Below are 23,789 nucleotides of genomic sequence, written 5' to 3'. Positions count from 1 at the left end.
CAGGGAAGGTGCGCCGAGTTGGTGGGAGGGCCGCTTCCGGACGCGTTGTGGAAAAAGTTCGCGGGCTGCTGTCGATCCGGCCGCGTCCCGTTCGACATCAGGGTGCGCGGCGCAGCGCCGCACGAGACGCGACAGGACCTGCCGGGAGTAGACGTGCATCAACTGCTGAGAGTCATGAACTTCAACGTCTCAAGTGACGGAGTCGGTGCCGGTGCCGGTGAGGATCAGAGCCTCGCGCGGCCGTTCGGCCTCGACCACCCCGAGAGGCTGTTCGCCTGGGCCGGCGCCACGGCGAGCTGGCCCATGCGCACGGATCCCGGCGGGAGCCGGGGCATCGACGATTACTTCACGCGTGACTTCGCACGCGGCATCGGTGCCGAGATCATGGGCCGCAACAAGTTCGGGCCCCAGCGTGGGCCCTGGCAGGACCACGAGTGGCGCGGCTGGTGGGGGGAGGAGCCCCCGTTCCGCACTCCGGTGTTCGTCCTGACCCACCACGAGCGTCCGTCGTTCACGCTTTCCGACACCACGTTCCACTTCGTCGGCGGCGACCCGGCCGCGGTCCTCGAACGGGCGCGGAAAGCGGCACAGGGCAAGGACGTCCGGCTCGGCGGCGGGGTCACCACCATCCGGCAGTTCCTTGACGCCGGCCTCGTCGACACCCTGCACGTGGCGGTCTCCCCGGTGAAGCTCGGGTCCGGACTGCGGCTGTGGGAGTCCCCCGATGATCTGCTCGACCGGTTCCACCTGGAGGTCGTGCCCAGTCCTAGCGGTGTGTCGCACCACCTGTTCTGGCGACGGTGACGGGGGTGGAAACAGGGACGGGAGCAGGGACGGTGGCACGGACATCGGCGCCGCCCCATCGGCAGCCCGGCGGCACCCCATCGGCACCCCGGCGGCGTCCGCGGCGCGCGTTCAGTCCTCGTACGGAAGCAGGTCCGGACGCTTCGGCGCGCGGCCGTCCCCGCTGGACCGGCCGGTCAGGCGCCGGCCGATCCACGGGACGAGGTGCTGCCGGGCGAACCGTACGTCCGAGGTACGCCGGGCCGTCCATCCCGGCGGCACGAAGGCGGGCAGCGGCGCGTCCCAGTCGGATGCGGCGGGGAAGCCGAGGGCCTGCCAGACGGCCTCGGCCACCCGCTCGTGTCCCGCCGTGTTGAGGTGGAGCCGGTCCTCCGCCCACATCCGGGGGTCGGCCAGCGCGCGGGAGGAGAAGAGGTCCACCACGATGGCGTCGTGCTGTTCGGCCAGCGCGTCGATGTGGGCGAAGAGCTGTTCCATGCGGGGCCGGAACCGTTCCAGGACCGGCCCCTGCCGCCCGGGGCTGTGCATCAGGACGAGCTGTCCGCAGTCCTTGGCCAGCCGTCCCGCGGCCTCCTCCAGGAGGTCGCAGACCCGGTTCACGTCGCACTTGGGCCGCAGTACGTCGTTCAGCCCGCCCACCAGCGTGACCAGGTCGGCGCCCATCGCGGCCGCCGGGCCGGTCTGCTCGTCGACGATCTGCCCGATCAGCTTGCCGCGCACCGCGAGGTTGGCGTAGCGGAAGCCGGGGGCGCGGGCCGCGAGCCGGGCGGCCAGCAGGTCCGCCCAGCCTCGGTAGGTGCCGTCCGGCAGGGCGTCGGACATGCCCTCGGTGAAGCTGTCGCCCACCGCGACGAAACTGGTGTAGGTGGCATTGATCTCCATGGCGGAGGAATCCTACCTCCGGGACGCCCCCGCGGCCGGTGCGGCCTTCTCGGGCCGCTGCTGGAGCACCAGCTCCCGCAGCACGTCCTCCATCGTGACCAGGCCCGCCAGCCGCCCGTCCTTGCCGATGACCGCCGCCAGATGCGTACGGGAGGCACGCATCGCCGACAGGACGTCGTCGAGCGGTGTCTCGGCCCGTACGCGGGCGATCGGCCGCAGCGCGGAGAGGGGGAACGGCAGATCCCGCGGCGAGGCGTCCAGCGCGTCCTTGACGTGCAGGTATCCCAGGATGCGCCGGGTGCTGTCGACGACCGGGAAGCGCGAGAAACCGGAGGTGGCGGCCAGCTCCTCCACCCCCTCCGGCGTGCTGCCCAGCCGGGCCGTGACGACCTTCTCCACCGGGACCACGACATCGGCGACCGGACGGCGGCCCAGTTCCAGGGCGTCCCTCAGGCGCTCCTTCGCCCGGTCGTCCAGCAGCCCGGCGGCCTGTGAGTCCTCGACCATCTTGGCGAGCTGGTCGTCCGAGAACGTCGCGGCCACCTCGTCCTTGGCCTCCACCCGCAGCAGCCGCAGCAGCGCGTTGGCGAACGTGTTGATCGCGAAGATCACCGGCCGCAGCGCCCAGGTCAGCGCGACCAGCGGCGGCCCCAGCAGCAGCGCCGTACGCACCGGCTCGGCCAGCGCCACGTTCTTCGGCACCATCTCACCGAAGAGCATGTGCAGATACGTCGCCACGGCCAGCGCGAGGACGAAGGAGACCGGATGGACCAGGGCGTCCGGCATGCCGACCGCGTCGAAGACCGGCTCCAGGAGGTGGGCGATGGCGGGCTCGGCGACGGCGCCGAGCACCAGGGTGCACAGCGTGATGCCCAACTGCGCGGCCGCCATCACGCCGGATACGTGCTGGAGCCCCCACAGGACCCGGTCCGCACGGCGGTCGCCGTCCTCCGCGTGCGGCTCGATCTGGCTGCGGCGTACCGAGATCATCGCGAACTCGGCACCCACGAAGAACGCGTTGACGACCAGCGTGAGCAGGCCGACGAACAACTGGAGCGCGGTCATCGGGTCTCCTCCCCGGTCTCGTCGTCGCTGTCCGGCAGCGGCGCGTGCAGCAGTACCAGCGCCGCGCGGTGGCCGGAGGCGTCCAGGACGTCCATCCGCCAGCCGGCGGCCTCAAGGCTGTCGCCGGCGGCCGGGATGCGGCCCAGCTCGGTGGCGATCAGGCCGGCCAGCGTCTCGTACGGGCCCTCCGGCAGCTTCAGGCCGATCTGTTCCAGCTGGTCGGTGCGGACGGCACCGTCCGCCTCGTAACGGGCCCGGCCTTCCGCGTCCTCACCGGCCGGGGCCAGGTCCGGCGTCTCCAGCGGGTCGTGCTCGTCGCGTACCTCGCCGACGACCTCCTCGACGATGTCCTCCAGGGTGGCGACGCCCGCCGTACCGCCGTACTCGTCGATGACCACGGCCATCGTCTGCTTGCCGGACAGCCGGTCCAGGAGACGGTCGACGGTCAGCGTCTCCGGTACCAGCAGCGGCTCGCGCAGCAGCCCGGCGACCGGGTGGCGGGCGCGGCGCTCGGCGGGGACGGCCAGCACGTCCTTGATGTGCGCGACGCCGACCACGGTGTCCAGGCTGCCGCGGTAGACGGGGAAGCGGGACAGGCCGGTGGCGCGCGTCGCGGCGGCCACGTCCTCCGCCGTGGACTGCACGTCCAGGGCGGTGACCTGTACGCGCGGGGTCATCACGTTCTCCGCGGTCAGGTCGGCGAGGGCGAGGGTGCGGACGAACAGCTCGGCGGTGTCCGGTTCCAGGGCGCCTTCCTTGGCGGAGTGCCGGGCCAGGGCGACCAGTTCCTGCGGGCCGCGGGCGGAGGCCAGTTCCTCGGCGGGCTCCATGCCCATCCGGCGGATCATCCGGTTCGCGGTGTTGTTGAGGTGTCCGATCAGCGGCCTGAAGGCAGCGCTGAAGCCACGCTGCGCGGTGGCGACCCGGCGGGCGACGGGCAGCGGGCTGGAGATGGCCCAGTTCTTGGGGACCAGCTCGCCGATGACCATCAGGACGACCGTGGAGACCGCCGTACCGAGGACCAGGGCCACCGTGTCCCCGGCGGCGGGCGGCAGGCCGAGGGCGTCGAGCGGCCCGGCCAGCAGGACGGCGATCGACGGTTTGGCGAGCATGCCGATGACCAGGCCGGTCACGGTGATGCCGAGCTGCGCGCCGGAGAGCTGGAAGGTCAGGCTGCGTACGGCCTTGAGCGCGCTGTCCGCGCCGCGCTCGCCGTGCTCGACGGCGCGTTCCAGGTCGCTGCGCTCGACGGTCGTCAGCGAGAACTCGGCCGCGACGAAGACGCCGCAGGCCAGGGTCAGGAGCAGGGCCACGGCCAGGAGGAGCAGCTCGGTCATCGGGTCACCTCCGTCCCATGATCGAACAGGACCGGGAGGTTCGCGCTCCGGGCGCGGACGGGATGACAACTGGGAGGCTCGCCCATGGCTGGACGCTCACTCCTTTCGTGGGGAGACGTGGGAAGCATCCATGGTAAAGGATGAGCAAAACAGGTGGTGAGTCGTCGGAGGGTGGGGGTTGAGGACGGCGGGGGAGGGGAAGGGCGGAGGGGGATTCGGCCGGATCCGGGCGGACCGGCCGGGTCAGGACTGCGGCAGTGGTTTCACCCAGCGCCGCCAGTGGTCCTCGCGCCGGTAGCCGGCGGCCGACCACGCTCGCTGGGCCCGCTCGTTCGATTCCAGGACCATGGCGTCCCCGCGCCTGCCCCGCACGGCCTGGAAGCGCCGCTCGGCCGCCGCGAGCAGCGCGGTCGCGACCCCCTGCCGGCGGTGGGCGGGGAGCACCGCGAGCCGGTACAGCGAACACCGCCAGCCGTCGTACCCGGCGATGACGGAGCCCACCAGGGTGCCGCCGGACTCCGCGAGGATCAGCGCCTGCGGGTCCCGGCCGATCAGGCGGGTCACCCCGTCCACGTCGTCCGTGATGGAGGTGCCCTCCGCGGCCTCCCGCCAGAAGGCGAGTACGTCCTCGGCGTCGTCCGGCCCGGCGGTCCGTATCCGTAGATCGATCATGCCGGTGAGCCAAGCACGGTACGGCTCCGCGGCGCCATCGGCTTTCGCACTCCGAGACGCCGTGCCCCGGCTGTCCGCCCTCATCGAACGCCCTAACTGCCCTTCAGCTCCTCGATGACCGGTGCGAACGCCTCCATGGAGGGGTCCAGCACGGTGATGTACGAGAAGCCGTAGCGCTCACGGTGCTCGCGGAGCTGTTCGGCCATCTGTGTCACCGTGCCGAACAGGAACGTCGGTATCCGCAGGGCCTGTTCCTCGTCGACGCCGAGGTCGTGCGCGGCGATCTCGCGTGCGGCGGCGCGCCGGTCGTCGGTGGCCTGGACCCGCTGGACCAGGATGTTCAGTTCGGCCGGTGCCGGGCGGTCCGCGGCGGCCCGGTGGTAGACGGCGAGCGTGGCGTCGAGCGCGTCCGGTGTCAGGATTTCGAGGGTGCCCTCCGGTTTGCCGGGGGCGGCCCGGCCGCCGGTGAAGGCCGCGATGTCGGCGTGCCGGGCGGCGAGGCGCAGCATGCGCGGGCCGTTGCCGCCGATCAGCAGCGGTGGCCGGGGCTGCTGCGCCGTCTTCGGCGCGTGCTCCGGGCCGCCGAGGAGCCGGTTCAACTCCTCGACCGTGCGGGCGAGGTGGTCCACCCGCTCGCCGGGCGTGCCCCAGGGCAGGCCCGCCTTGTCGTGTTCGGCGCGTACGTATCCGGTGCCCAGGCCCAGTTCCAGCCTGCCGTCGGTGAGCAGATCGGTGGTGGCCACCTCGCGGGCGAGCAGGGCCGGGTTCCAGAAGCCCGCGTTGAGGACGAAGGTGCCCAGGCGCGGGCGTTCGGTCGCCTCGGCGGCGGCGACGAGCGCGGGGAACGGGGCCGGCCAGCCCAGGTGGTCCGGTACGAGCACCACGTCGTACCCCAGGGCCTCGGCCCGGCGGCACTTCTCCCGCCACGCGGGCCCGGTTTCGATGGTGAGCATGTTGACGCCGAAGCGGAACGGACGTGGCATGAAGCCCCCTTGGGGTGGGTGAGCGCGCGGGGCGCCCGGCGCGTGCGGTGGTCGCGTGGTGCGTACAACCGGTGAGTATGGCGGAGGTGCGGAGGTACGCGAGGTTTCCGTCGGCCGAACCTGAATCCGAACTCGAAGCCGCAGCCGAATCCGAATCCGAAGCCGTTTACTCGTGGGCTATCGCGGTCAGTACGTCGAGCCGGGACGCGCGCAGTGCGGGCAGCACCGCCGCCAGCAGCCCGACCAGTACGGACCCGACCACCACCGCGGCCACCGTGGTCCAGGGGACGGCGAACGCCGTCAGCCCCTCCAGAGCCAGTACCCGCTGTGTGGCGGCTCCCCAGGCCAGCCCGAGCACGAGGCCGAGGAGCGCGCCGAACAGAGCGATCACCACCGACTCCAGCCGGATCATCCGGCGCAGCTGCTTCCTGGACAGGCCGACGGCGCGCAGCAGTCCGATCTCGCGGGTGCGCTCCACGACGGCCAGAGCCAGGGTGTTGACCACGCCGAGCACCGCGATGACGATGGCCAGCCCCAGCAGCCCGTACAGCAGGTTGAGCAGCCCCTGTATCTGACCGCTGACCAGCTCCTTGTACCCGGCCTGATCGTGCACCTGCACCTGCGGGAACGGCGCGAGCGTCCGCTCCAGGGCGGTCCGCAGCCGCTGTGGGGCGGTGCCGTCCGCGGCGTTCACGTACAGCACGGAGTTCTGGCCGCCCGGCACGTACCTCTCCAGGGTGGCCATCCCCATGAAGACGCCACCCTGGGCACCCGGCCCGGAACCGGAGTCCTTCGTCAGCGCACCGACCGTGAAGCGGGCGGGCCGCCCGGACGGCAGTACCGCGTCCAGCCGGCTGCCCACCCGGAGACCGTGTTCCCGTGCGAACTCCTGCTGGATTCCGACCCGTCCGGGCGCCAGCGCCGCCGCGGAGTTCCCCGCCGCGTACGTCACCTTCGCCACGGCGTCGAAGTCCCGGTCGAAGGCCCCGGCCACCGTCGTGACCGACCGGCCGCCCGGCAGTTCCAGCTTCAGGGGGACGATCCGCTGGCGTACGACCGTGCCGGCTCCCGGAGTGGCCCGCACCCGGTCGGTGATCTCCTCGGAGAACGGGACGAACGACGCGTTCTGTACGACGAAGTCGGCGCCCAGCGTCCGGTCGATCTGCCGGGAGACCGACGCCGCCGCCGAAGCCCCGGCGACCGCTAGCCCGGCCACCAGCGCCAGCCCGACCATCAGGGCCGCCGCCGTCGCTCCCGTACGGCGGGGATTGCGCAGCGCGTTGCGGCGGCTCATCCGGCCCACCGCGCCGAACGCCGGCTCCAGCCCCCGCCCGAGCAGCCGGAGCACCGGGCGTACCAGCAGCGGCCCCGCGATCACCCCGGCCACCAGCGTCAGCAGCACACCGAGCGCCAGCAGCGACCCGGCGGCCGCCGTCCGCTCACTCAGCGCACACCCGGCCAGCGCGGCCACGCCCGCCGCGCCCACCAGGGACCCGGCGGCGGCCCGGAAGCGCAACGGGCGTCCGCTGCCGGACACCTCCACGTCGGCGAGGGCGGCCATCGGGGAGACCCGGCCCGCCCGCAGCGCGGGCAGCAGCGCGGCGACGAAGGTCACGCCCACACCGACGGCGTACGCGACGACCACGGTCGGCCAGTTCAGCACCAGGTCGGCGGTGTCCAGCCGCAGCCCGAACCAGCCCAGCGCGACGACCAGCAGCACCGCGAGCCCGATACCCGCCGCGAGCCCGGCCGTGGCGCCGAAGACGCCCAGCAGCAGTGCTTCCAGCAGCACCGAGCGGCGCACCTGACGACGGTCCGCGCCCAGCGCCCGCAGCAGGCCCAGCTCCCGGGTGCGCTGCGCGATCAGCATCGAGAAGGTGTTGACGATCAGGAAGACGCCGACGAGGACCGCGACGCCCGCGAAGCCCACCATCATGTATTTGAGGACGCTGAGGAAGTCCCCCAACTGCTCGGCCTGCGTCTTCTTCTGCTCGGCCCGCGTCCGGATGTCGTACGCGGCGGCACCGGCGCCCAGCGCGGCGCCGATCCGGCTCTTGAGCACGCTGTCCGGTACGCCGGGCGCGGCATCCACGGACACCCCGGTCGCCCTGGCCGCGCTGCCCAGCAGGCCGCGCTGCGCGGCCCTGGTCTCCAGGAAGACCAGGGAGGAGCCCGGGTTGGTGGTGGTGAACGCGGCGATGCCGACGACGCGTACGGGGAAGGTGCCGGGCGCGGCGATGACGTGCAGCGTGTCACCGATCCGTACGCCCGCCCGGCCGGCGGTGTCCTGGTCGATCATCGCCTCGCCCGGTCCGCGCGGCGGCCGGCCGTCGGCCACCCGTACCGGACTGCGCTCGCTCGGATACCAGTTGGTCGCGGTGGACGGCGCGCTCCGCGTCGGTCCCACCGGGCGGTTGCGGGCATCGGTGACGGTGATCCGCTCCACCCGCACGTCGAGGTGCGCGTCCGCCACCCCCGGCACGTTGGCGACCCGGCTCCGCAGGGCGGCCGGGACGGTCGGCGTCTCGGCCGAACCGAGGCCGCCCGGCGCGTCGAAATCCTGCCGCGGCGCGACCTGCACGTCCGAGGCGGTCGAGGCGAACAGCCGGTCGAAGGTGGCGCCCGTGGTGTCCGAGAAGATCAGACTGCCCACCACGAACGCCACCGAGAGCACCACGGCGAGGGCGGAGAGCAGCAGCCGGCCCTTGTGCGCGAAGAAGCCCCGCAGGGTGGCCCGTAACACGGGAGGTCAGCCGTTCCGTGGGGAGCCCGGGCCGGGGCCGGAGCCCGAATCGGCGCCGGGGCCCGGTGCGGCCGGCGGGTCCGGCCTGGGGCCCGCCGCGAAGACCTGCATCCGCTCCAGGACGGATTCCGCGGTGGGCCGCGCCATCTCGTCCACGATCCGGCCGTCCGCCAGATAGAGCGCCAGGTCGGCGTGGGCCGCCGCGTTCGGGTCGTGGGTCACCATCGCGACCGTCTGCCCCAGTTCGTCCACCGCCTCCCGCAGGAACTGGAGCACCTCCAGGCCCGAGCGGGAGTCCAGGTTGCCGGTCGGCTCGTCGGCGAAGATCAGGGCCGGGCGGGCGGCCAGGGCCCGGGCGCACGCCACCCGCTGCTGCTGCCCGCCGGAGAGCTGGGCGGGCCGGTGCCGCAGGCGGTCGCCGAGCCGGAGCGTGCTGATCACCTCGTGCAGCCACTCCCGGTCCGGTGTGCGGCCCGCGATGTCCAGGGGCAGCGTGATGTTCTCCTCGGCCGTCAGCGTGGGCAGCAGGTTGAACGACTGGAACACGAACCCGACGTGGTCCCTGCGCAGCCGGGTCAGCTGCCGGTCGTCCAGGCCGGTGATCTCCCGGCCGCCCAGCCACACCCGGCCGGCGGACACCGTGTCCAGGCCCGCCAGGCAGGGCATCAGCGTGGATTTCCCCGAACCGGAGGGCCCCATCACCGCCGTGAACCGCCCGCGGCCGATCGACACGTCGACGCCGTCCAGCGCCACGACCCGGGTCTCGCCCATGCCGTACGTCTTGACGAGCGACACCGCCCGCGCGGCCGCCTCGCCGCCTGCCGTGGCGCCTTCCGCCCTGCCCGGGACCGGTGTGGACACGTCAGCCTCCCGACGTCGGCCTGCCCCGTTCCGCACGGGGTGGCAACTCCCGCATGGCCCACGACAGTAGGGCAGCTTCCGGCGTCCTGGTATCCCCCCTCGGGCCCGCTCCCGGCCCCCCGGCCCCGGTGCCCGGGGCCGGGACCGGTGCTCAGCGGACGGCCGACGGGGCGGGCACCGGGTGGTGGAACGTCACCTCCGGGTTGTCCTTCGTGGGGCCCTGCAGCAGGGGCTGGGGCAGGTGGCGCAGATGCCGGTCGAAGAACGCGGCCACGTAAGCACGGGTGACGGCGACCGCCCGCTGTCCGGAGAGTGGGGGCTGCGGGTGTGCGGGGCCTGTGGGGGCTGTGGTGTGCGCTGCGTTCGTGGTGTTCGTGGTGGGCAGGCCGAACTGGCCGACGAGGGCCGGGGCGTCGCTGAAGGAGAAGTGGTCGGAGCCGGCGACGGTCAGCCAGCGCTTCCACCCGTCCAGACGGCTCCAGGCCAGGTCCCAGGTCCGGTCCCGGCCGCCGGGCCGGTGCACCTCGTTGTCCGTACCGAGCATCAGGAAGGGGCGGGAGCCGAGGCCGTCGGCGGGCACGGGGTCCTGGAACGTTCCGTCCATGTTGACGCCGGCCCGGATGCGGCTGTCGCGCGCCATGGCGGAGACGGCGCTCGCGCCGCCGAGCGAATGGCCGGCCATGCCGATGTGCTTCTTGTCGATCAAGTGCGCGTGGCGCCAGGAGGCTTGCCGCCCGGTGAGCCGGTCCAGGACGAACGAGACGTCCCGGCCCCGGCCGACGGCCGCGAGCCGGATGCCGTCCTCGGTGCCGTTCACCTTCTCGCAGGCGACGCAGGTCAGTATCCGGCCGCCGGGGAAGGCCGTGCCGACGCTCTCGTAGGCGTGGTCGACCGTCGCGACGACGTAGCCACGGGAGGACAGGTCTTCCGCGAGGCTGGTGATGCTGTAGCGGGGAGCGCCGAACCCGGGCGAGAGGACCAGCAGCGGGTAGGTGCCGGCCGCGGGGCGGGCGTCCGCGCGGCTGTGTACGGCCGTGCTGCTCAAGGTCTCCGGCGCGACCACGTTTTCCCACCCCTGCGCCTTGATCAGGTGCCGGCTCTCCTCGGTGGTGGCGTACCGCGCGGGCGTGCCCGTTCCGCGGCGCGCCGGGTAGTACACGTCGACCATCAGCTCGCGGGCCTGCGCCGTGGGCACCCAGGGGTCGCGGCGGCTGTGGTCGGTCATCGGCAGCGTGGACCGGCCGACCGCGTACGGTCCGGTGGGAGCGGGCAGGCGCAGCCGCGCGGCGGCCTTCGTGTCCGTACGGTCGGACGGGGCGGTGGCGGCCGAGACGGGCTGGGGTGCGGGCGCGGCCCAGGATGTGCCCGCGGTGGCGGCGAGCGGTATGGGGAGGCTGAGCGCCAGGGCCAGGGCGACGGAACCGACCGTCCGGGGAAGTCTGTTCATGTGGATGACGGTAGGTTCACACGCGGGCCGGCGCGTCAGCCCCAGGTCTGATCATCGATCATCCTCGGTCGCTACCGCGCTTCCAGCCCTGCGCCCTCCGGGTCTTCCCCTGCCCGTCGTGCCACGCCCACCACCGTCCACGGCAGGGCGGGGCCGGGGCCCAGGACGCGACCGCGGCGGTAGGTGTCGAGGGTGAAGCCCGCGGTCCGCAGTTCGTGCAGCGGGTCGCGTGACAGGTGGCAGTTGCCCATCAGCAGGGGCCACACCGTGCGGTCCAGGGCCCGTTGCACCGTGGCGGGGCCGTGGCGCAGGGAGCGGCCGTGTTCGAAGAAGCACAGTTGGCCGCCCGGTCGCAGTACCCGCCGGAGTTCCGACAGCGAACGCCGCACGTCACGTACCGAACAGAGCACCAGCGACACCACCGCCGCGTCGAACGCCTCGCTCTTGACCGGCAGCGCTTCCGCCGTGGCCGGTACGACGTCCACCGGGATGCCGGCGCGCGCCGCCTCGGTCAGGGCCCGTTGCCGCAGGGTGCGTTCGGGCTCGATGGCCACCACCTCCGCGACGGTCCGGGGGTAGTGGGCGAAGTTCGCTCCCGTACCGGCGCCGATCTCGATCACCCGGCCCGAGAGCCCGGCCAGCATGTCGCGCCGCAGGTCCGCGAGTCCCGGACGGTGGTCCGCGAAACACGCGTACCACCGGGCGAAGACCGGATGGTGCACGACTCCCCGCTCGACCCTCGTGCGCTGTGGCATGGCTGGTCCCTTCGCCGTACGTCGCTGGCCGGTTCGAGTGTCCGCCGTGCCGCGCCGGGACACCACCGCCGGAGCGTGGTGGCGGCGGTGGATTACGCGGTGCCACCGAGGGCGGGGGCCAGCCAGCCCGGCGCCTGCGCGCGGAACTCCTCCGGCGGCAGGCTTCCCGCGCCCTCCGGTACGCGCCCCAGCAGCGGGGCGCCGGCCGCCTGGGGGAGGTCGTCGAGGTTGCAGCGGGCGGCGAGGTCAGGGGCCGTGGGCCAGCTGCCCACCACCACGCCGGGGCAGTCGATCCCGTACGAGCGCAGGGCCAGCGCGGTGAGCGCCACGGCGTTGAGCGTTCCCAGGCCCGCCTGGGCCACGACCAGTACGGGCGCTCCGGCCAGGCGGGCGGCGTCGGCGAGGGTCGCGCCCTGGTCGTCGAACCGGACGAGCAGGCCGCCCGCGCCCTCGACCAGCACGAGGTCGTGCGAGGCGGCCAGCTTGGCGGCCGCTTCGGCGATGTCCCCGGGGCGTACGGGCGGCAGACCGGCGCGGCGCGCGGCGGTCTCGGGTGCCAGCGGCTCGGGGAAACGCGCCAGTTCGGCGGTGGTGACCCGGGGGCCCGCCAGTCGCGCGACTTCCGCCGCGTCACCCGGTTCATGGGCGGTGACCCCGGTCTGGGCGGGTTTGAGTACCGCGACGGAACGGCCTTGGGCGAGCGCCGTCGCGGCGAGGGCCGCCGTGGTCACGGTCTTGCCGATCTCCGTGCACGTTCCGGTCACGAACAGCACCGACACGTTGGGTTCTCCTGTCGTCGAGCATGGTTGCCGCCCTGGGGCCCGGTGTTCGAAGCCCCAGGGCGTGACCCGGGGGTGTCCCCCGGCCCCTTATCCCTTGCGCGCCACTGCGCACATCGCCGCGCAGATCCGCGCCACGTCCTCGTCCCCGGTGATGTACGGCGGCATCGCGTATACGAGGTCACGGAACGGGCGCAGCCACACGCCCTCCCGCACGGCCGCCCGGGTGGCGGCCGTCATGTCGACCTGGCGGTCGAGCTGGAGCACGCCGATCGCGCCCAGAACCCGGACGTCCCGTACGCCTTCGACGGCGGCCGCGTCGGCGAGGCCGTCCCGCAGTCCGGTCTCGATCCGCTTGACCTCCCGTGCCCAGTCCTGGGACAGCAGCAGGTCCATCGAGGCGTTGGCGGCCGCGGCGGCCAGCGGATTGCCCATGAAGGTCGGCCCGTGCGCGAGCACCGGCACGTCGCCCCGGGAGATCCCGTCCGCGACGGCCGGCGTGCACAACGTCGCCGCCATGGTGAGATACCCGCCGGTCAGGGCCTTGCCGACGCACATCACATCCGGTGTGACGCCTGCGTGACCGGCGGCGAACAGTGATCCCGTACGGCCGAAGCCGGTGGCGATCTCGTCGAAGACCAGCAGGACGCCGTGCTCGTCGCATGCCTCGCGCAGTACCCGCAGGTAGCCGGGGGAGTGGAAGACCATGCCGCCCGCTCCCTGGACCACCGGTTCCACGACGACCGCCGCCAGTTCGTCGGCGTGCCGGGCGACCAGCTCGCGCAGCTGCGCCTCGTACGCCGGGTCGGGCGGGGCGTCGAAGCCCGGGGGCGGCGCGTCCGCGAACAGCTGCCGGGGCAGGGCGCCCTGCCACAGCTCGTGCATGCCCCCCTTCGGGTCGCACACGGACATCGGCTGCCAGGTGTCGCCGTGGTAGCCGCCGCGCCAGGTCATCAGCCGCTGTTTGTGCGGCCGGCCGACCGAGCGCCAGTACTGGAGGCACATCTTCACGGCGACCTCGACCGCCACCGATCCGGAGTCGGCGAGGAAGACGTGTTCCAGCCCGTCCGGGGTGATCTCGGCGAGCCGGGTGGCGAGCCGTACGGCGGGTTCGTGCGTGAGCCCGCCGAACATCACATGGCTCATCCGGTCCAGCTGGCCGCGGACGGCGTCGTTGAGCACCGGGTGGTTGTATCCGTGCACCGCCGACCACCAGGAGGACATTCCGTCCACCAATGCGTCCTGACCCTCGACAGGTTCGGCCAGGTGTAGTCGTACGCCGGATGCCGAGGCGACGACCAGCGGGTCGGTCCGGCCGGGCATCGGGCCGTACGGGTGCCAGACGTGCTGCCGGTCGAGCGCCAGCAGTTCGGGGACGGGGAGCTGTGCGGGCTCAGGCATTCGGCGGCAGCTCCGTGCCCGCGCCCCGGCGGCGTACGGCGACCAGGTCCGTACGCGCGTCACCGGCCGGTTCGGCCAGGCCCGTACGCGCCGCACCGGCCGACTGCACGACGTCCGTACGAACGTCACCGGCCGGTTCCGCCGCGGCGTCGCCGTCCCCGCACGGCCCGCAGCCGCCACCCCCGTGGCCACCGCAGCCGCCGCCCGCGAGCGCGTCCGCGCGGTGCTCCGGCAGCGTGGTGGTGTCCGTGCCCTCCACCTCGAAGCCCGCGTCCGCGATCATCGCCAGATCGTCCTTGCCCGCCTGGCCCTCGCTGGTCAGGTAGTCGCCGAGGAAGATGGAGTTGGCCAGGTGCAGGGCCAGCGGCTGCATCGAGCGCAGATGCACCTCGCGCCCGCCGGCCAGCCGTACTTCCACGTCCGGGCAGACGAAACGCACCATCGCCAGGATGCGCAGCGCCCGCTGGGGCGTGAGGTTCCACTCCTTGGCCAGCGGGGTGCCCTCGAAGGGGATCAGGAAATTCACCGGCACCGAGTCGGGGTCCAGCGCGCGCAGGGCGAAGACCACGTCCACCAGGTCCGCGTCGCTCTCACCCATGCCCGCGATCAGACCGGAGCAGGCGGACAGACCCGCGGCCTGCGCCTGTTGGACCGTTTCGACCCGGTCCGCGTAGGTGTGGGTGGTGGTGATGTCCCCGTACGTGGCCTCGGACGTGTTGAGGTTGTGGTTGTAGGCATCCGCGCCCGCGGCGCGCAGCCGGTCCGCCTGGCCGTCCGAGAGCAGACCGAGGCACGCGCACACCTCGACGCCCTCGTTCTGCTCCTTGATGGCGGCGATGGTCTGCGACACCCGGTCCACGTCCCGGTCCGTCGGGCCGCGGCCGCTGGCCACGATGCAGACCCGCTTGGCGCCGCCGGCCACCCCGGCCGCAGCCGCCTTGGAGGCGTCCTCCGGCTTGAGCCAGGTGTACTTGAGGATTTCGGCCTTGGAGCCGAGCCGCTGGGAACAGTACGAGCAGTCCTCGGGACACAGCCCGGACTTCAGGTTGACCAGATAGTTCAGCTTCACCCGCCGCCCGAACCACCGGCGGCGTACCTTTCCGGCCGCGGCCACCACGTCGAGCAGGTCGTCGTCGGACGTCGCCAGTACGGCGAGCGCCTCTTCGCGGGTCGGCAGTTCGCGCCGCAGTCCCTTGTCCACCAGCGTTGTCAGCAGATCCATGGCGACGATCCTGGCGTACGCCCACGGCCCGCGACCATGGAGGAACCCAACAAGGGCGCTGATGCGGGGTGTGTGCATGGCCACACCGTAGGACGGTGTAACGACCGCTAACGTCTATCGACAGCCCACAAACGCGAAGGATGCCGATGCCTCAGGACGACCCTGCTCCGCCCCTGCTCGGCGACGCGCCGGCGCCGCCGCACGCCATGCCGTCCGGGATGCTCGCGCCCGGCCGCGGAACCGGGCGGGACACCGGCAACCGGGCCGCCGCCTTCGGCTGGATCGACGCGGCCGGGGAGCAGCGCCGCCGGGCGGGTCTCGTCCGTACGCTGCGGCCGCGGCCGGTCGAGTCGCCGCTGCTGGACCTGGCGAGCAACGACTACCTCGGCCTGGCCCGGCACCCGGAGGTCACCCGCGGTGCCGCGCAGGCCGCGCACCGCTGGGGCGCGGGCGCCACCGGGTCCCGGCTGGTCTCCGGCAGCACCGAGCTGCACGCCCGCCTGGAGGCCGAACTCGCCGAATTCTGCGGTTTCGAGGCCGCCCTCGTGCTGTCCTCCGGTTACGCGGCCAACCTCGCCGCCGTCACCGCGCTCGGCGTACCCGGCGGCCTGATCGTCTCGGACGCGGGCAACCACGCCTCGCTCATCGACGGCTGCCGGCTCGCCAGGGCCAGGACCGTCGTGACGCCGCACGCCGACCCCGACGCGGTGCGCGCGGCACTGGACGGCCACGGCGGACCGGCGCTCGCCGTCACCGACGCGGTCTTCTCCGTCGACGGCGACGCCGCGCCCCTGCGCTCCCTCGCCGACGCCTGCCGCGCGCACGGAGCGGCGCTGCTCGTCGACGACGCGCACGGGCTGGGCGTACTCGGCGACGGAGGGCGCGGCACGTTGCACGCGGCCGGGCTGGCCGGGGACGCGGACGTGGTCGCCACCGTCACCCTGTCGAAGTCGCTCGGCAGCCAGGGAGGCGCGGTCCTCGGCCCCGCCCGGGTCATCGAGCACCTGGTCAACACCGCGCGGACGTTCATCTTCGACACCGGTCTCGCGCCCGCGGCGGTCGGCGGCGCCCGTACGGCGCTGCGCCTGCTGCGCCGCGAACCGGAACGCGCCGGCCGGGTCCGCGCGGTGGCGGCGGAACTGCACCAGCGGCTCAGCGCCGCCGGGCTGTCCGTCGTCCGCCCGGACGCCGCGGTGGTGTCGGTACGGGCGCCCTCGCCGGAACAGGCGGTCCAGTGGGCCGCGGACTGCCGGGACGCGGGCCTCGTGGTCGGCTGTTTCCGGCCGCCGTCCGTGCCCGACGGCATCTCCCGGCTGCGTCTCACCGCGCGCGCCGACCTGTCTGCCCGGCAGGCGCGGGAAGCGGTCCGGACGGTCGTGCGGACCGCGCCGGCCGCCTGGTAGGGGCGGCCGCCGGCGGTGTCCCGTATGCCTGGCCGCTACGGTGCGTGCTCCGCAGCCGTACGGCGGTCCGGCTCAGCCCACCTTCGCGAAGCGGCTGTCGGCGAGCCCGTCGACGAAGGACTTCCAGGCCGTCGTGGTGAACAGCAGCGCCGGGCCCGCGGTGTTCTTCGAGTCGCGCACCGCGAGCAGGCCGAGGCCGATGCGGGCCGTCTCGACGCAGTTGTTCATCGCGGTGCTGTGGCTGCTGCGCCACCAGCGCATGCCGTGACGCGTGGTGTGGAGCGGGTCGTTCTCAGCCGGAAGTGACATGGGATGCCTCCTCAGACGCCGGTGCCGGCCCATGAGGTATCGGCGATCCGGGCGATGAATTGCGCTGACTTCTCGCATGAGAGGGCGCGCCCCCGCAGCGTGTCGAACGCATCGCTGTACGCCCTGAGATCTGCTTTCTGCTCCAAGTAGAGGCTACTCGTCAAATGGTCGAGAACAACCACATCCAAGTCAGAAGTGAGCGGAAAGGAGAAGATAACGAAAGGGCCGGTGATGCCGATGTGCACACCGGACGCGAAGGGCAGTACCTGTAGTCGCACATGCGACAATTGCCCCACGTCCAGAATGTGCCGCAGCTGCGCCGCCATCACCCCCGGCGGGCCGACCTCCCGGCGCAGCACCGCCTCGTCCAGCACCGCCCGCAACTCCAGCGGCCGCTCACCCCGCAGCACTTCCTGGCGGGCGATACGCACCTCCACCAGCTCCTCGACCTGCTTCGGCGGCAGATCCGACAGCGTGGCGCGGGTCACCGCCCGCGCGTAGTCCGGCGTCTGCAACAGCCCCGGCACCACCGTCGTCTCCAGCGTGCGCGCCCGGGACGCCCCGTACTCCAGGCTGATGAAGTCCCGGTACTCCGGCGGCAGCAGGTCGCGGTACGTGTGCCACCAGCCGTGCCGCCCGCCGCCGCCGTCCCGCGTACCGCCCCCGCACAGCGCCACCAGGAGGGCACGCAACTCCGTGTCCCGGACGCCGTACGCGTCCAGCAGCAGTTCGACGTCGGCCGGCCGGGCACCACTGCGCCCGGTCTCGATGCGGCTGACCTTGGACTGGTGCCACCCGACCAGACGGGCCGCCTCACCACTGGTGAGCCCCGCCAGCGTCCGCTGGCGCCGTAACTCCGCACCCAGCTTGCGACGGCGCACCGCGGGCCCGTGCCGCATGCCGCGCCCTCCGTTTCCTTTCGCGGGGGCGCGCCATGGGTGCGCCGTCCCCTGATGGCCGGTTCCGATCCGACAGTCTGCCGCGCAAATACGGTCTCGCGTAGCAGAGTTCACCGCTTCGGGCGACAGATATATGCACTTCTTGGTGGATGACCCGTCACAGCCGCAGCATGAGTGGCAGTCTGGCGCACAGCAGCAGTCCGAAGCCGGAGCCGAAGGGACCGGAAGAGGTCCGGAGGCCGAAAGCGATGGCGGCTTCCTCCGGCGGCGGGCCTGAGTCGAGCCTCGGTGGGAAAGGGACGGCGTCGCGATGGCGGACCATCAGGAATCCTCACTCACTCTGCCCAGCGCACCGGCATCGGTCGCCGAGGCCCGTAGGTACGTCACAGGGGTGCTGGCCGAATGGGGCCTTCCGGACGGGACGGATACGGCCGACGCCGTGCGTCTGATCGTCTCGGAACTGGCCACCAACGCCGTACAGCACACTTTCGGCCGGTCACCGGCGTTCACCGTCGACGTCCGGCTGGACCGCGACGAACGGCTGCGGATCGGCGTCACCGACGACCACCCGCGCTGGCCCAAGCGGTTGCCGGCCGCCGTGCAGCAGGACAACGGGCGGGGCATGGTGATCGTCCGCTTCCTCGCCGCCGAGGCCGGCGGACAGTTGGCGGTCGAGCCCACCGCCACCGGCGGCAAGACGGTCTGGATCACCCTGCCGTGGCGGCTGTTCCTGCCGTAGCGGCACGTTTCGCCAGCGGCGGGCCCGACCTCACGGTCTGGTGAGGAAGCGGGGTTTGCGGCGGCGGCCCGTGGCACACGCGCAGCCCACACCGTCGTCCCGCACCTGCCGGTACGTGGGGCTGGTCTCCCGGCCGCAGAGGGAACAGCGGCACGGCCACGGCTCGTAGGCGCCGGGACAGGGGACCAGAGGGGACAGCCCGGCGGCGTACATGACGCGTTCGGCGACGGTGGCCGGTCCGGGGGCGCCCGCGGGGCCGTGACCGGGGCCGGAACCGTTGCCGTTGCCGATGCCGTTTCCGGGCGGCTGGTGGGGGAGGGCGAGCGGAACCGCGCCCGGCGGAGGCTGGAGCGGGGGTGGCGGCATCAGCGGGGGCTCGGGAGGCATGGCGGGAGCTGGGACGGGGGAGGCGGCAGGGGCTGGAGAGGCCGGGGAGGCCGGAGAGGTCGTGGGTGGTCCGGGGGCGGCTTGCGTGCCGGGGCCGAGGTCGCCCGGGTGCCACTGATGCAGGCAGGAGGCACACCACCACAGCAGTTCACCGGCGCCGTAGACCCCCTCGTCCTCCCACAGCACGTCCGTGCTGCCGCAGGCCGGGCAGGGGGTGGCGGGGGAGCGGCGGCGCAGAAGTCCGCGCAGGTTCACGAGTCGGTCCTGAGGTGCGAGTGCTGGGGCAGGTGCATGTGCATGGGTCTCCTCACGTGCTAAGGAGACTCCATCGGTTCACCGTCGCCAAAGCAAGGACGACCAGGTCACAAAAGATTTCGACGGCGCGGTGCGATCGGTACGGCCGGTGCGGCCAGCCGACCGGTGCGACCAGCCGATCGGTGCGGCCGGGGAGGCTAGGGCGCTTCTGACGGATCTCCGCGGCATCGCGACTCCCCCAGCTACCGCTGGGAGGTGCCCCCAGGCACGCACCCTCGCCGCACGGCGCAAAGGGACAGGTGGCTCCGCCACATGACCCTTCACACCGCACGCCGAGCGCACGCACCGAACGCCGCTCCGTCCCCCACGGAGATCCATCAGAAACGCCCTAGTCGCCGGCCGTCGGCTTGATGTGCCCGTTCAGATGTCCCAGTACGCGGGGCAGCAGCGCCCACAGCCCACCGCACGTCACCAGCGTCACCGAACCCGCGACCACCCCCGCCCCGCGTCCCAGTACGACGTCGACGACCAGCAGCACCGCACCGGCCAGCGCCAGCGCGAGCACCGCCATCCCGGCGGCCGTCAGACGCGCAGAGACCTCCACGATCAGCCCCTTCGCGCGCCGCCGGAACAGGACCCGGTGCACCGCGGCAGGCGCGGTGAGCAGCAGCGTCGCCAGTACGGCCAGGAGCAAGGTGCCCACGTAGAACGCGCGTTGCGTGGTGTCCAGGGACACGAAGCGCGGGGTGAAGGCCAGCGTCAGCAGGAACGCGAAGAGGATCTGCACACCGGTCTGCAGGACGCGCAGTTCCTGGAGCAGTTCGCCGAAGTTGCGGTCGTAGCGTTCCAGCGGCGTCTCGTTGCGGTCCGCGCACACGGTGTGCGGGGCGGGACCGGACGGCTGGTGCGGTTCGGCGTGCGGCTCGGCCGGTCCGGGTGCTCTCGGCAGTTCGGCATGCTCGGTGTGTCCGCTGTGCTCGGTCAGTTCGTTCCGGTCGTCGTCGGTGAGGGGGGCCATTGCGTGCGGGTATCCGCCGACGCGTTGATCACTCCTCGAACGCGCACGGGTGTGCGGGAGCGCGCACCCGCGTACGGGCGGGAGGACCGGCGCGACCGGCGGATCACCACACCGGCGGACCGGGCGGTCAGCGCACCCGCCCGTACGAGACGCTGCGCGACCAGATGCGTTCCAGCCGCACCACGGCACCGGGCTTGGGCGCGTGCCAGATCTTGCCGCTCCCCGCGTAGATGCCCACGTGGTAGACGCCGCGGCGGGAGTGGAAGAAGACCAGGTCGCCGAGGCGGCGCGCGGAGGCGGACAGCTGCCGGGTGCGGTTGTACTGGGCCGCCGCGGTGCGCGGCAGCCGCTTCCCGGCCCGCTTGAACGAGTACAGCGTCAGTCCTGAGCAGTCGAAACGGTGTGGCCCGCTGGCTCCGTACTTGTAGGGCGCTCCCTTCTTGGAAGCGGCGACCCGCAGTGCCGCGGCCGAGCTCGACGCGGCTTCCGCGTTCTCGGTGGCTCCTGGGACGACCAGTGTTCCGCCGACCGTGGCGAGGGCGATGGCGGAGATCACTCCGGCTCGCGCCAGCAGAGGGGAAGCGGTGGTACGCGCAGTCATGCGCAACCCTTCGTCAGCCGCCTGCGAAGAAGTGCCTGTCGGGTTCGGGCAGGCGAAGATGCCCGGTCGCGGTGGCGACTTCACCCCAAGGGACCGTCCGGCCGTGGTGGCCGGCGGCCCCGTCGTGCTCGGGTCCTCCGCTCCTGCCGATCCAGGCGCATCGACCAGACATCCGGTACGGCGGCAGGATTGGGCGTCCGCCCGGACCGCCCCACCGCTGTGGCGGGGGCTTGTCGTCGAAGCGATCGTTGCGCACCTCGCGCCCGGATTCCGAGCAGAAACAGCTGTATGTGAGGTTGGTCACGTCTGCGCTGTTCGGGTGGACGGCGGGCGTTTCGTGGGAGGCCCGCGACGGGTGAGGACCCGTGCACCAGCCCCGGAAGCAGCGGTTCCGGGAGACACGTGCGTGGGTCGCGCAACATGTGTGGCACAGCGCGCGGCTCCGCGGATACGCCGTTCGAGCGAGCCCGATCGGGCTTCGTGTCGGCATACAGGTGGGCCCTTGTGGTGCCGTGGGACCTCCTGGCCGCCTCTGTCACCCTCCGCCTGGCGTGTGCCGCGTGAGGTGGCCGTGCTTCTCGTGTGCCAAAGGTGTGAGGGAGGGCGTCCGACCCCCGTCCGGACGCCCTCCCGGCCGGTGCGGCGGTGCCGTGGCGGCCGCACTCCTGAGGCGCGGCCGCCGCTCGGCGGCGGGAGCCGTGGCACTGCCCTGCCGCGTCAACCGCGCGGCGGTGGGACGGAGATCAGCCGTGCGCGGCGCTCGCCGTCCAGTACGCGCAGGGCCTGCGCCAGTGTGTCCGCGTGCAGTTCGCTCTCGCCCCGGTCGTGCATCAGCGTCAACGCGTCCCGTAGCGCGGCGGACTTGCCGACCAGGGCCTGTGCGGCGCGCAGCCCGCCGTACGTGTCCGTGCCGCGGGCCGGGTTGATACGGCCCAGCAGGTCCAGGACCGCCAGATAGCTGTCGATGACCGCGCCCTCGGCGCGCGTCAGCGCGGGCAGCGGCGGCAGTTCGGGCGGCAGCATCCCGGGCTCACTTCGCGCCGAGTGCCGCGGCGCCCGGCTTGCGGCTGCGGGTGAGCCCGTCGATGAGCCCGTACTCCACGGCCGACCCGGCGTCGAAGATCTTGTCGCGTTCGAGGTCTTCGGCGATCCGCTCGGCGGGCTGCCCGGTGTGCCGTACGAGCAGTTCCTCCAGCAGGGCGCGGGTGCGCAGCAGTTCGTCCGCCTGGATCCGGAGGTCGTCGGCCTGCCCCTGCACGGGTTCGCCGAACGAGGGCTGGTGGATGAGGATGCGGGCGCCCGGCAGGGCGAGGCGCTTGCCGGGCGCGCCGGCCGCCAGCAGTACCGCGGCGGCGGAGGCGGCCTGGCCCAGGCAGACCGTCTCGATGTCGCAGCCGACGAACTGCATCGTGTCGTAGATCGCGGACATCGCGGTGAAGGAGCCGCCGGGGGAGTTGATGTAGAGCGAGATGTCCCGGTCGGGGGCGTCGTAGTCCAGGTGCATGAGCTGGGCGATCACGTCGTTGGCCGCGGTGTCGTCGACCGGGGTGCCGAGGAAGATGATCCGCTCGCTGAGCAGCTTGGAGTAGGGGTCCATGGTCCGGGCCCCGTGGGTGGTGCGTTCGGTGAACTCCGGAAGGACGTAACGGGCCTGGGGGCCGTTCATGGAAAGCTCCTCTTCCCTAACCGTCTGTAAAAAATGTACAGGACGTACGTAGGGCTAGATAGGAGCACGTTCCGTTGGGCGAAAGCAATGCCTTCGTGGGGTGAAGTGCCGAAGCTCGCTGAGAGCGAAAACCTCACGGGTAGTCAGGGAAGCCGCCCCGGAGTTGGGCTGACTGCCTGTGACCTGGCCTTCGAGTGGCGCGCCGGCCCGCCGTGCACAATGGCCGCTGTACGTCTGTGACCGCCCGCAGAGGACGCCCGATGCCCGACTTGTCCCACCTTGCGCCCCTGCCTCCGGGGACCGCCACCGACGACCGTCACGCGTTGCGGGAACGCCTGCACAGCGCGCTCACCGAAGCACTCGTCAACGGAACCCTGGCGCCCGGCCAGGAGTACGGAGAGCCGCACATCGCCCAGCAGCTCGGTGCTCCCGTCGCCCCGCTCCGGGAAGCGCTGCTCCTCCTGGCCTCCCAGCGACTCGTCGAGTACACCGGGCCTGAAACGGTACGGGTGACCACGGTCGACGCCGCCGCCTGCCGGGACACCGCCACCGCGCTGCACGGCCTGTACCGCACCGCCCTGATCGGCGTGCCGTGGCCGCTCCCCGAGGGTGACCTCGCTGCCCTGCGCAACTGCGCTGCCACGCACGCGCGTGCCGTCGCGCGCAAGGACGCGGTGGAAGCGGCCGGCAGCGAGCGTGCGCTGTGGAGCGTCTTCGTCCACGCCTGCCGCAACAGGCCCCTGTACGACGCCGTCACACAGCTCGCCCCTGCATGGCAGCGGGCACAACACCTCGAACTCCCTTTGCCCGACTTGACCAATGGGGCCGGCAGCGCTTGGGATGCCTTGCTGGACGCTTGCGCGACGGGCGACCGGCAGCGCGCGCTGCAGTTCGCGGACGAGTACTGGCAGCGCGCGAGTGGCATGCCCGGCTCCCGGTCCGGCACCTGCTGACCCCTGCTCCCGGCGTACGGGCACCGCGCGGCGGCACGGCGCCCGGTGCACCGTTCCGGCCGAAGTGCCCCGCGCGGTCCGGCGCCGGTTCGGCGCACGGCGTGCCGGACTTCCTCCGCCGTCCCACGCGTCATCGCCCGCGGTCCCGCCGGGCGGCACGAGGCGACAACTGACGCAGAGGCCCCTGGCCAAAGGAACTCTTGCGGAACCCGCCCGTACGGAAACCGCCGTTCCGCCCCGGACCGCCCGGGTACCCGCCGGACGGACCCGGGACCCCCGGGCCCAGCCGAGCCCAGGAGGACGCGATGGCTACCGCTTCATCCGCCGGATACCCGGAATCCGGCCGGTCCCAGGCCGCCCGAACCGAGCGGCACACGAGCGCGGAGACCAAGCCCGCGTTCAAGAGCACCGAGTTCTTCGTCTATCTCGCCGCCGTCGTGGCGGTACTGGTCGCCTCCGCCGTCGTCGGCAGTGACGCCGCCGACGTGGACCGCTTCCCCGCCGACCAGGCATGGCTCTATGTCACCCTGCTGACCGTCGGGTACATGATCAGTCGCGGGCTGGCCAAGTGCGGCAGCCGCGAGCCCACGGACCGCACCTCTCCCTGA

Annotated in this window: 24 protein-coding genes and 1 riboswitch; of the genes, 5 read left to right on the top strand and 19 right to left on the bottom strand. The window is 72.6% G+C overall.

Annotated features, from left to right (window positions below; all coding sequences use genetic code 11):
- Nucleotides 1-153 precede the first annotated feature (153 nt).
- Nucleotides 154-804, top strand: coding sequence for a dihydrofolate reductase family protein (locus ACZ53K_RS25905; RefSeq protein ID WP_468840912.1), 651 nt, complete (start codon nucleotides 154-156; stop codon nucleotides 802-804).
- Between the two features lie 111 nt (nucleotides 805-915).
- Here the strand turns inward: ACZ53K_RS25905 and ACZ53K_RS25900 are convergent, their stop codons facing one another.
- The 12 genes from ACZ53K_RS25900 to bioB form a co-directional block, all read right to left on the bottom strand.
- Complete coding sequence (locus ACZ53K_RS25900; RefSeq protein ID WP_468840910.1) at nucleotides 916-1,686, bottom strand: SGNH/GDSL hydrolase family protein; 771 nt, start codon at nucleotides 1,684-1,686, stop codon at nucleotides 916-918.
- A gap of 12 nt (nucleotides 1,687-1,698) precedes the next feature.
- Nucleotides 1,699-2,751 carry a hemolysin family protein gene (locus ACZ53K_RS25895; protein ID WP_468840908.1) on the bottom strand — a complete coding sequence of 351 codons (1,053 nt, stop codon included), beginning with the start codon at nucleotides 2,749-2,751 and terminating at the stop codon, nucleotides 1,699-1,701.
- A complete protein-coding gene (locus ACZ53K_RS25890; protein WP_468840906.1) occupies nucleotides 2,748-4,088 on the bottom strand; it encodes a hemolysin family protein in 1,341 nt (446 codons plus the stop codon). The genes ACZ53K_RS25895 and ACZ53K_RS25890 overlap by 4 nt, the downstream gene beginning before the upstream one ends.
- A 243-nt stretch (nucleotides 4,089-4,331) precedes the next feature.
- Entirely contained in the window at nucleotides 4,332-4,760 is a 429-nt protein-coding gene (locus ACZ53K_RS25885) for a GNAT family N-acetyltransferase (protein WP_468840905.1), read from the bottom strand.
- A gap of 92 nt (nucleotides 4,761-4,852) precedes the next feature.
- Nucleotides 4,853-5,743 carry an LLM class F420-dependent oxidoreductase gene (locus ACZ53K_RS25880; protein WP_468840904.1) on the bottom strand — a complete coding sequence of 297 codons (891 nt, stop codon included), beginning with the start codon at nucleotides 5,741-5,743 and terminating at the stop codon, nucleotides 4,853-4,855.
- A 166-nt stretch (nucleotides 5,744-5,909) separates the two neighbouring features.
- Nucleotides 5,910-8,486 carry an ABC transporter permease gene (locus ACZ53K_RS25875; protein WP_468840903.1) on the bottom strand — a complete coding sequence of 859 codons (2,577 nt, stop codon included), beginning with the start codon at nucleotides 8,484-8,486 and terminating at the stop codon, nucleotides 5,910-5,912.
- 6 nt (nucleotides 8,487-8,492) lie between these two features.
- Complete coding sequence (locus ACZ53K_RS25870) at nucleotides 8,493-9,347, bottom strand: ABC transporter ATP-binding protein (protein ID WP_468840902.1); 855 nt, start codon at nucleotides 9,345-9,347, stop codon at nucleotides 8,493-8,495.
- Between the two features lie 151 nt (nucleotides 9,348-9,498).
- Nucleotides 9,499-10,794, bottom strand: coding sequence for an alpha/beta hydrolase family protein (locus tag ACZ53K_RS25865; protein ID WP_468840900.1), 1,296 nt, complete (start codon nucleotides 10,792-10,794; stop codon nucleotides 9,499-9,501).
- A 71-nt stretch (nucleotides 10,795-10,865) separates the two neighbouring features.
- Complete coding sequence (locus ACZ53K_RS25860; RefSeq protein WP_468840898.1) at nucleotides 10,866-11,549, bottom strand: class I SAM-dependent methyltransferase; 684 nt, start codon at nucleotides 11,547-11,549, stop codon at nucleotides 10,866-10,868.
- Nucleotides 11,550-11,641: 92 nt separating this feature from the next.
- Nucleotides 11,642-12,328 carry a dethiobiotin synthase gene (bioD, locus tag ACZ53K_RS25855; RefSeq protein ID WP_468840896.1) on the bottom strand — a complete coding sequence of 229 codons (687 nt, stop codon included), beginning with the start codon at nucleotides 12,326-12,328 and terminating at the stop codon, nucleotides 11,642-11,644.
- A gap of 90 nt (nucleotides 12,329-12,418) precedes the next feature.
- Nucleotides 12,419-13,729, bottom strand: a complete 1,311-nt coding sequence (locus tag ACZ53K_RS25850; RefSeq protein WP_468840894.1) for an adenosylmethionine--8-amino-7-oxononanoate transaminase — start codon at nucleotides 13,727-13,729, stop codon at nucleotides 12,419-12,421.
- Nucleotides 13,722-14,951: a biotin synthase BioB gene (bioB, locus tag ACZ53K_RS25845; protein WP_468840892.1), complete on the bottom strand. Its 1,230-nt coding sequence runs from the start codon at nucleotides 14,949-14,951 to the stop codon at nucleotides 13,722-13,724. The genes ACZ53K_RS25850 and bioB overlap by 8 nt, the downstream gene beginning before the upstream one ends.
- A gap of 218 nt (nucleotides 14,952-15,169) precedes the next feature.
- On the opposite strand from bioB, the gene ACZ53K_RS25840 reads away from it, so the two are divergent.
- The gene (locus ACZ53K_RS25840; protein WP_468840976.1) at nucleotides 15,170-16,354 is read left to right on the top strand and encodes an 8-amino-7-oxononanoate synthase; all 1,185 of its coding nucleotides are present in this window, start codon (nucleotides 15,170-15,172) and stop codon (nucleotides 16,352-16,354) included.
- A gap of 72 nt (nucleotides 16,355-16,426) precedes the next feature.
- Here ACZ53K_RS25840 and ACZ53K_RS25835 read toward each other — a convergent pair whose 3' ends face one another.
- Together ACZ53K_RS25835 and ACZ53K_RS25830 are read right to left on the bottom strand one after the other, a co-directional pair.
- Nucleotides 16,427-16,663, bottom strand: a complete 237-nt coding sequence (locus ACZ53K_RS25835; protein WP_468840890.1) for a DUF397 domain-containing protein — start codon at nucleotides 16,661-16,663, stop codon at nucleotides 16,427-16,429.
- An 11-nt stretch (nucleotides 16,664-16,674) separates the two neighbouring features.
- Complete coding sequence (locus ACZ53K_RS25830) at nucleotides 16,675-17,562, bottom strand: helix-turn-helix domain-containing protein (RefSeq protein ID WP_468840888.1); 888 nt, start codon at nucleotides 17,560-17,562, stop codon at nucleotides 16,675-16,677.
- A 310-nt stretch (nucleotides 17,563-17,872) separates the two neighbouring features.
- Here ACZ53K_RS25830 and ACZ53K_RS25825 point away from each other — a divergent pair, with 310 nt between their 5' ends.
- The gene (locus tag ACZ53K_RS25825) at nucleotides 17,873-18,301 is read left to right on the top strand and encodes an ATP-binding protein (protein WP_468840886.1); all 429 of its coding nucleotides are present in this window, start codon (nucleotides 17,873-17,875) and stop codon (nucleotides 18,299-18,301) included.
- 30 nt (nucleotides 18,302-18,331) lie between these two features.
- Here ACZ53K_RS25825 and ACZ53K_RS25820 read toward each other — a convergent pair whose 3' ends face one another.
- The 5 genes from ACZ53K_RS25820 to ACZ53K_RS25800 form a co-directional block, all read right to left on the bottom strand.
- Complete coding sequence (locus ACZ53K_RS25820; RefSeq protein WP_468840884.1) at nucleotides 18,332-18,943, bottom strand: hypothetical protein; 612 nt, start codon at nucleotides 18,941-18,943, stop codon at nucleotides 18,332-18,334.
- Between the two features lie 388 nt (nucleotides 18,944-19,331).
- Entirely contained in the window at nucleotides 19,332-19,961 is a 630-nt protein-coding gene (locus tag ACZ53K_RS25815) for a DUF6328 family protein (protein ID WP_468840882.1), read from the bottom strand.
- 127 nt (nucleotides 19,962-20,088) lie between these two features.
- Nucleotides 20,089-20,562: a C40 family peptidase gene (locus tag ACZ53K_RS25810; RefSeq protein ID WP_468840880.1), complete on the bottom strand. Its 474-nt coding sequence runs from the start codon at nucleotides 20,560-20,562 to the stop codon at nucleotides 20,089-20,091.
- Nucleotides 20,563-20,565: 3 nt separating this feature from the next.
- A riboswitch (cyclic di-AMP (ydaO/yuaA leader) is annotated at nucleotides 20,566-20,730 on the bottom strand.
- A gap of 549 nt (nucleotides 20,731-21,279) precedes the next feature.
- A complete protein-coding gene (locus ACZ53K_RS25805; protein WP_468840878.1) occupies nucleotides 21,280-21,585 on the bottom strand; it encodes a hypothetical protein in 306 nt (101 codons plus the stop codon).
- A 7-nt stretch (nucleotides 21,586-21,592) separates the two neighbouring features.
- Nucleotides 21,593-22,228: an ATP-dependent Clp protease proteolytic subunit gene (locus tag ACZ53K_RS25800; RefSeq protein ID WP_468840876.1), complete on the bottom strand. Its 636-nt coding sequence runs from the start codon at nucleotides 22,226-22,228 to the stop codon at nucleotides 21,593-21,595.
- Between the two features lie 260 nt (nucleotides 22,229-22,488).
- On the opposite strand from ACZ53K_RS25800, the gene ACZ53K_RS25795 reads away from it, so the two are divergent.
- Together ACZ53K_RS25795 and ACZ53K_RS25790 are read left to right on the top strand one after the other, a co-directional pair.
- Nucleotides 22,489-23,181 carry a GntR family transcriptional regulator gene (locus ACZ53K_RS25795; protein WP_468840874.1) on the top strand — a complete coding sequence of 231 codons (693 nt, stop codon included), beginning with the start codon at nucleotides 22,489-22,491 and terminating at the stop codon, nucleotides 23,179-23,181.
- Between the two features lie 305 nt (nucleotides 23,182-23,486).
- Nucleotides 23,487-23,789 (top strand): hypothetical protein, encoded by a 303-nt coding sequence (locus tag ACZ53K_RS25790; protein WP_468840872.1) that lies wholly within the window; start codon nucleotides 23,487-23,489, stop codon nucleotides 23,787-23,789.

The sequence above is a fragment of the Streptomyces sp. NPDC033221 genome (assembly GCF_055577005.1).
Note: the sequence above shows the minus strand (reverse complement) of the source record. Positions and strands in the feature narration are given on the sequence as shown.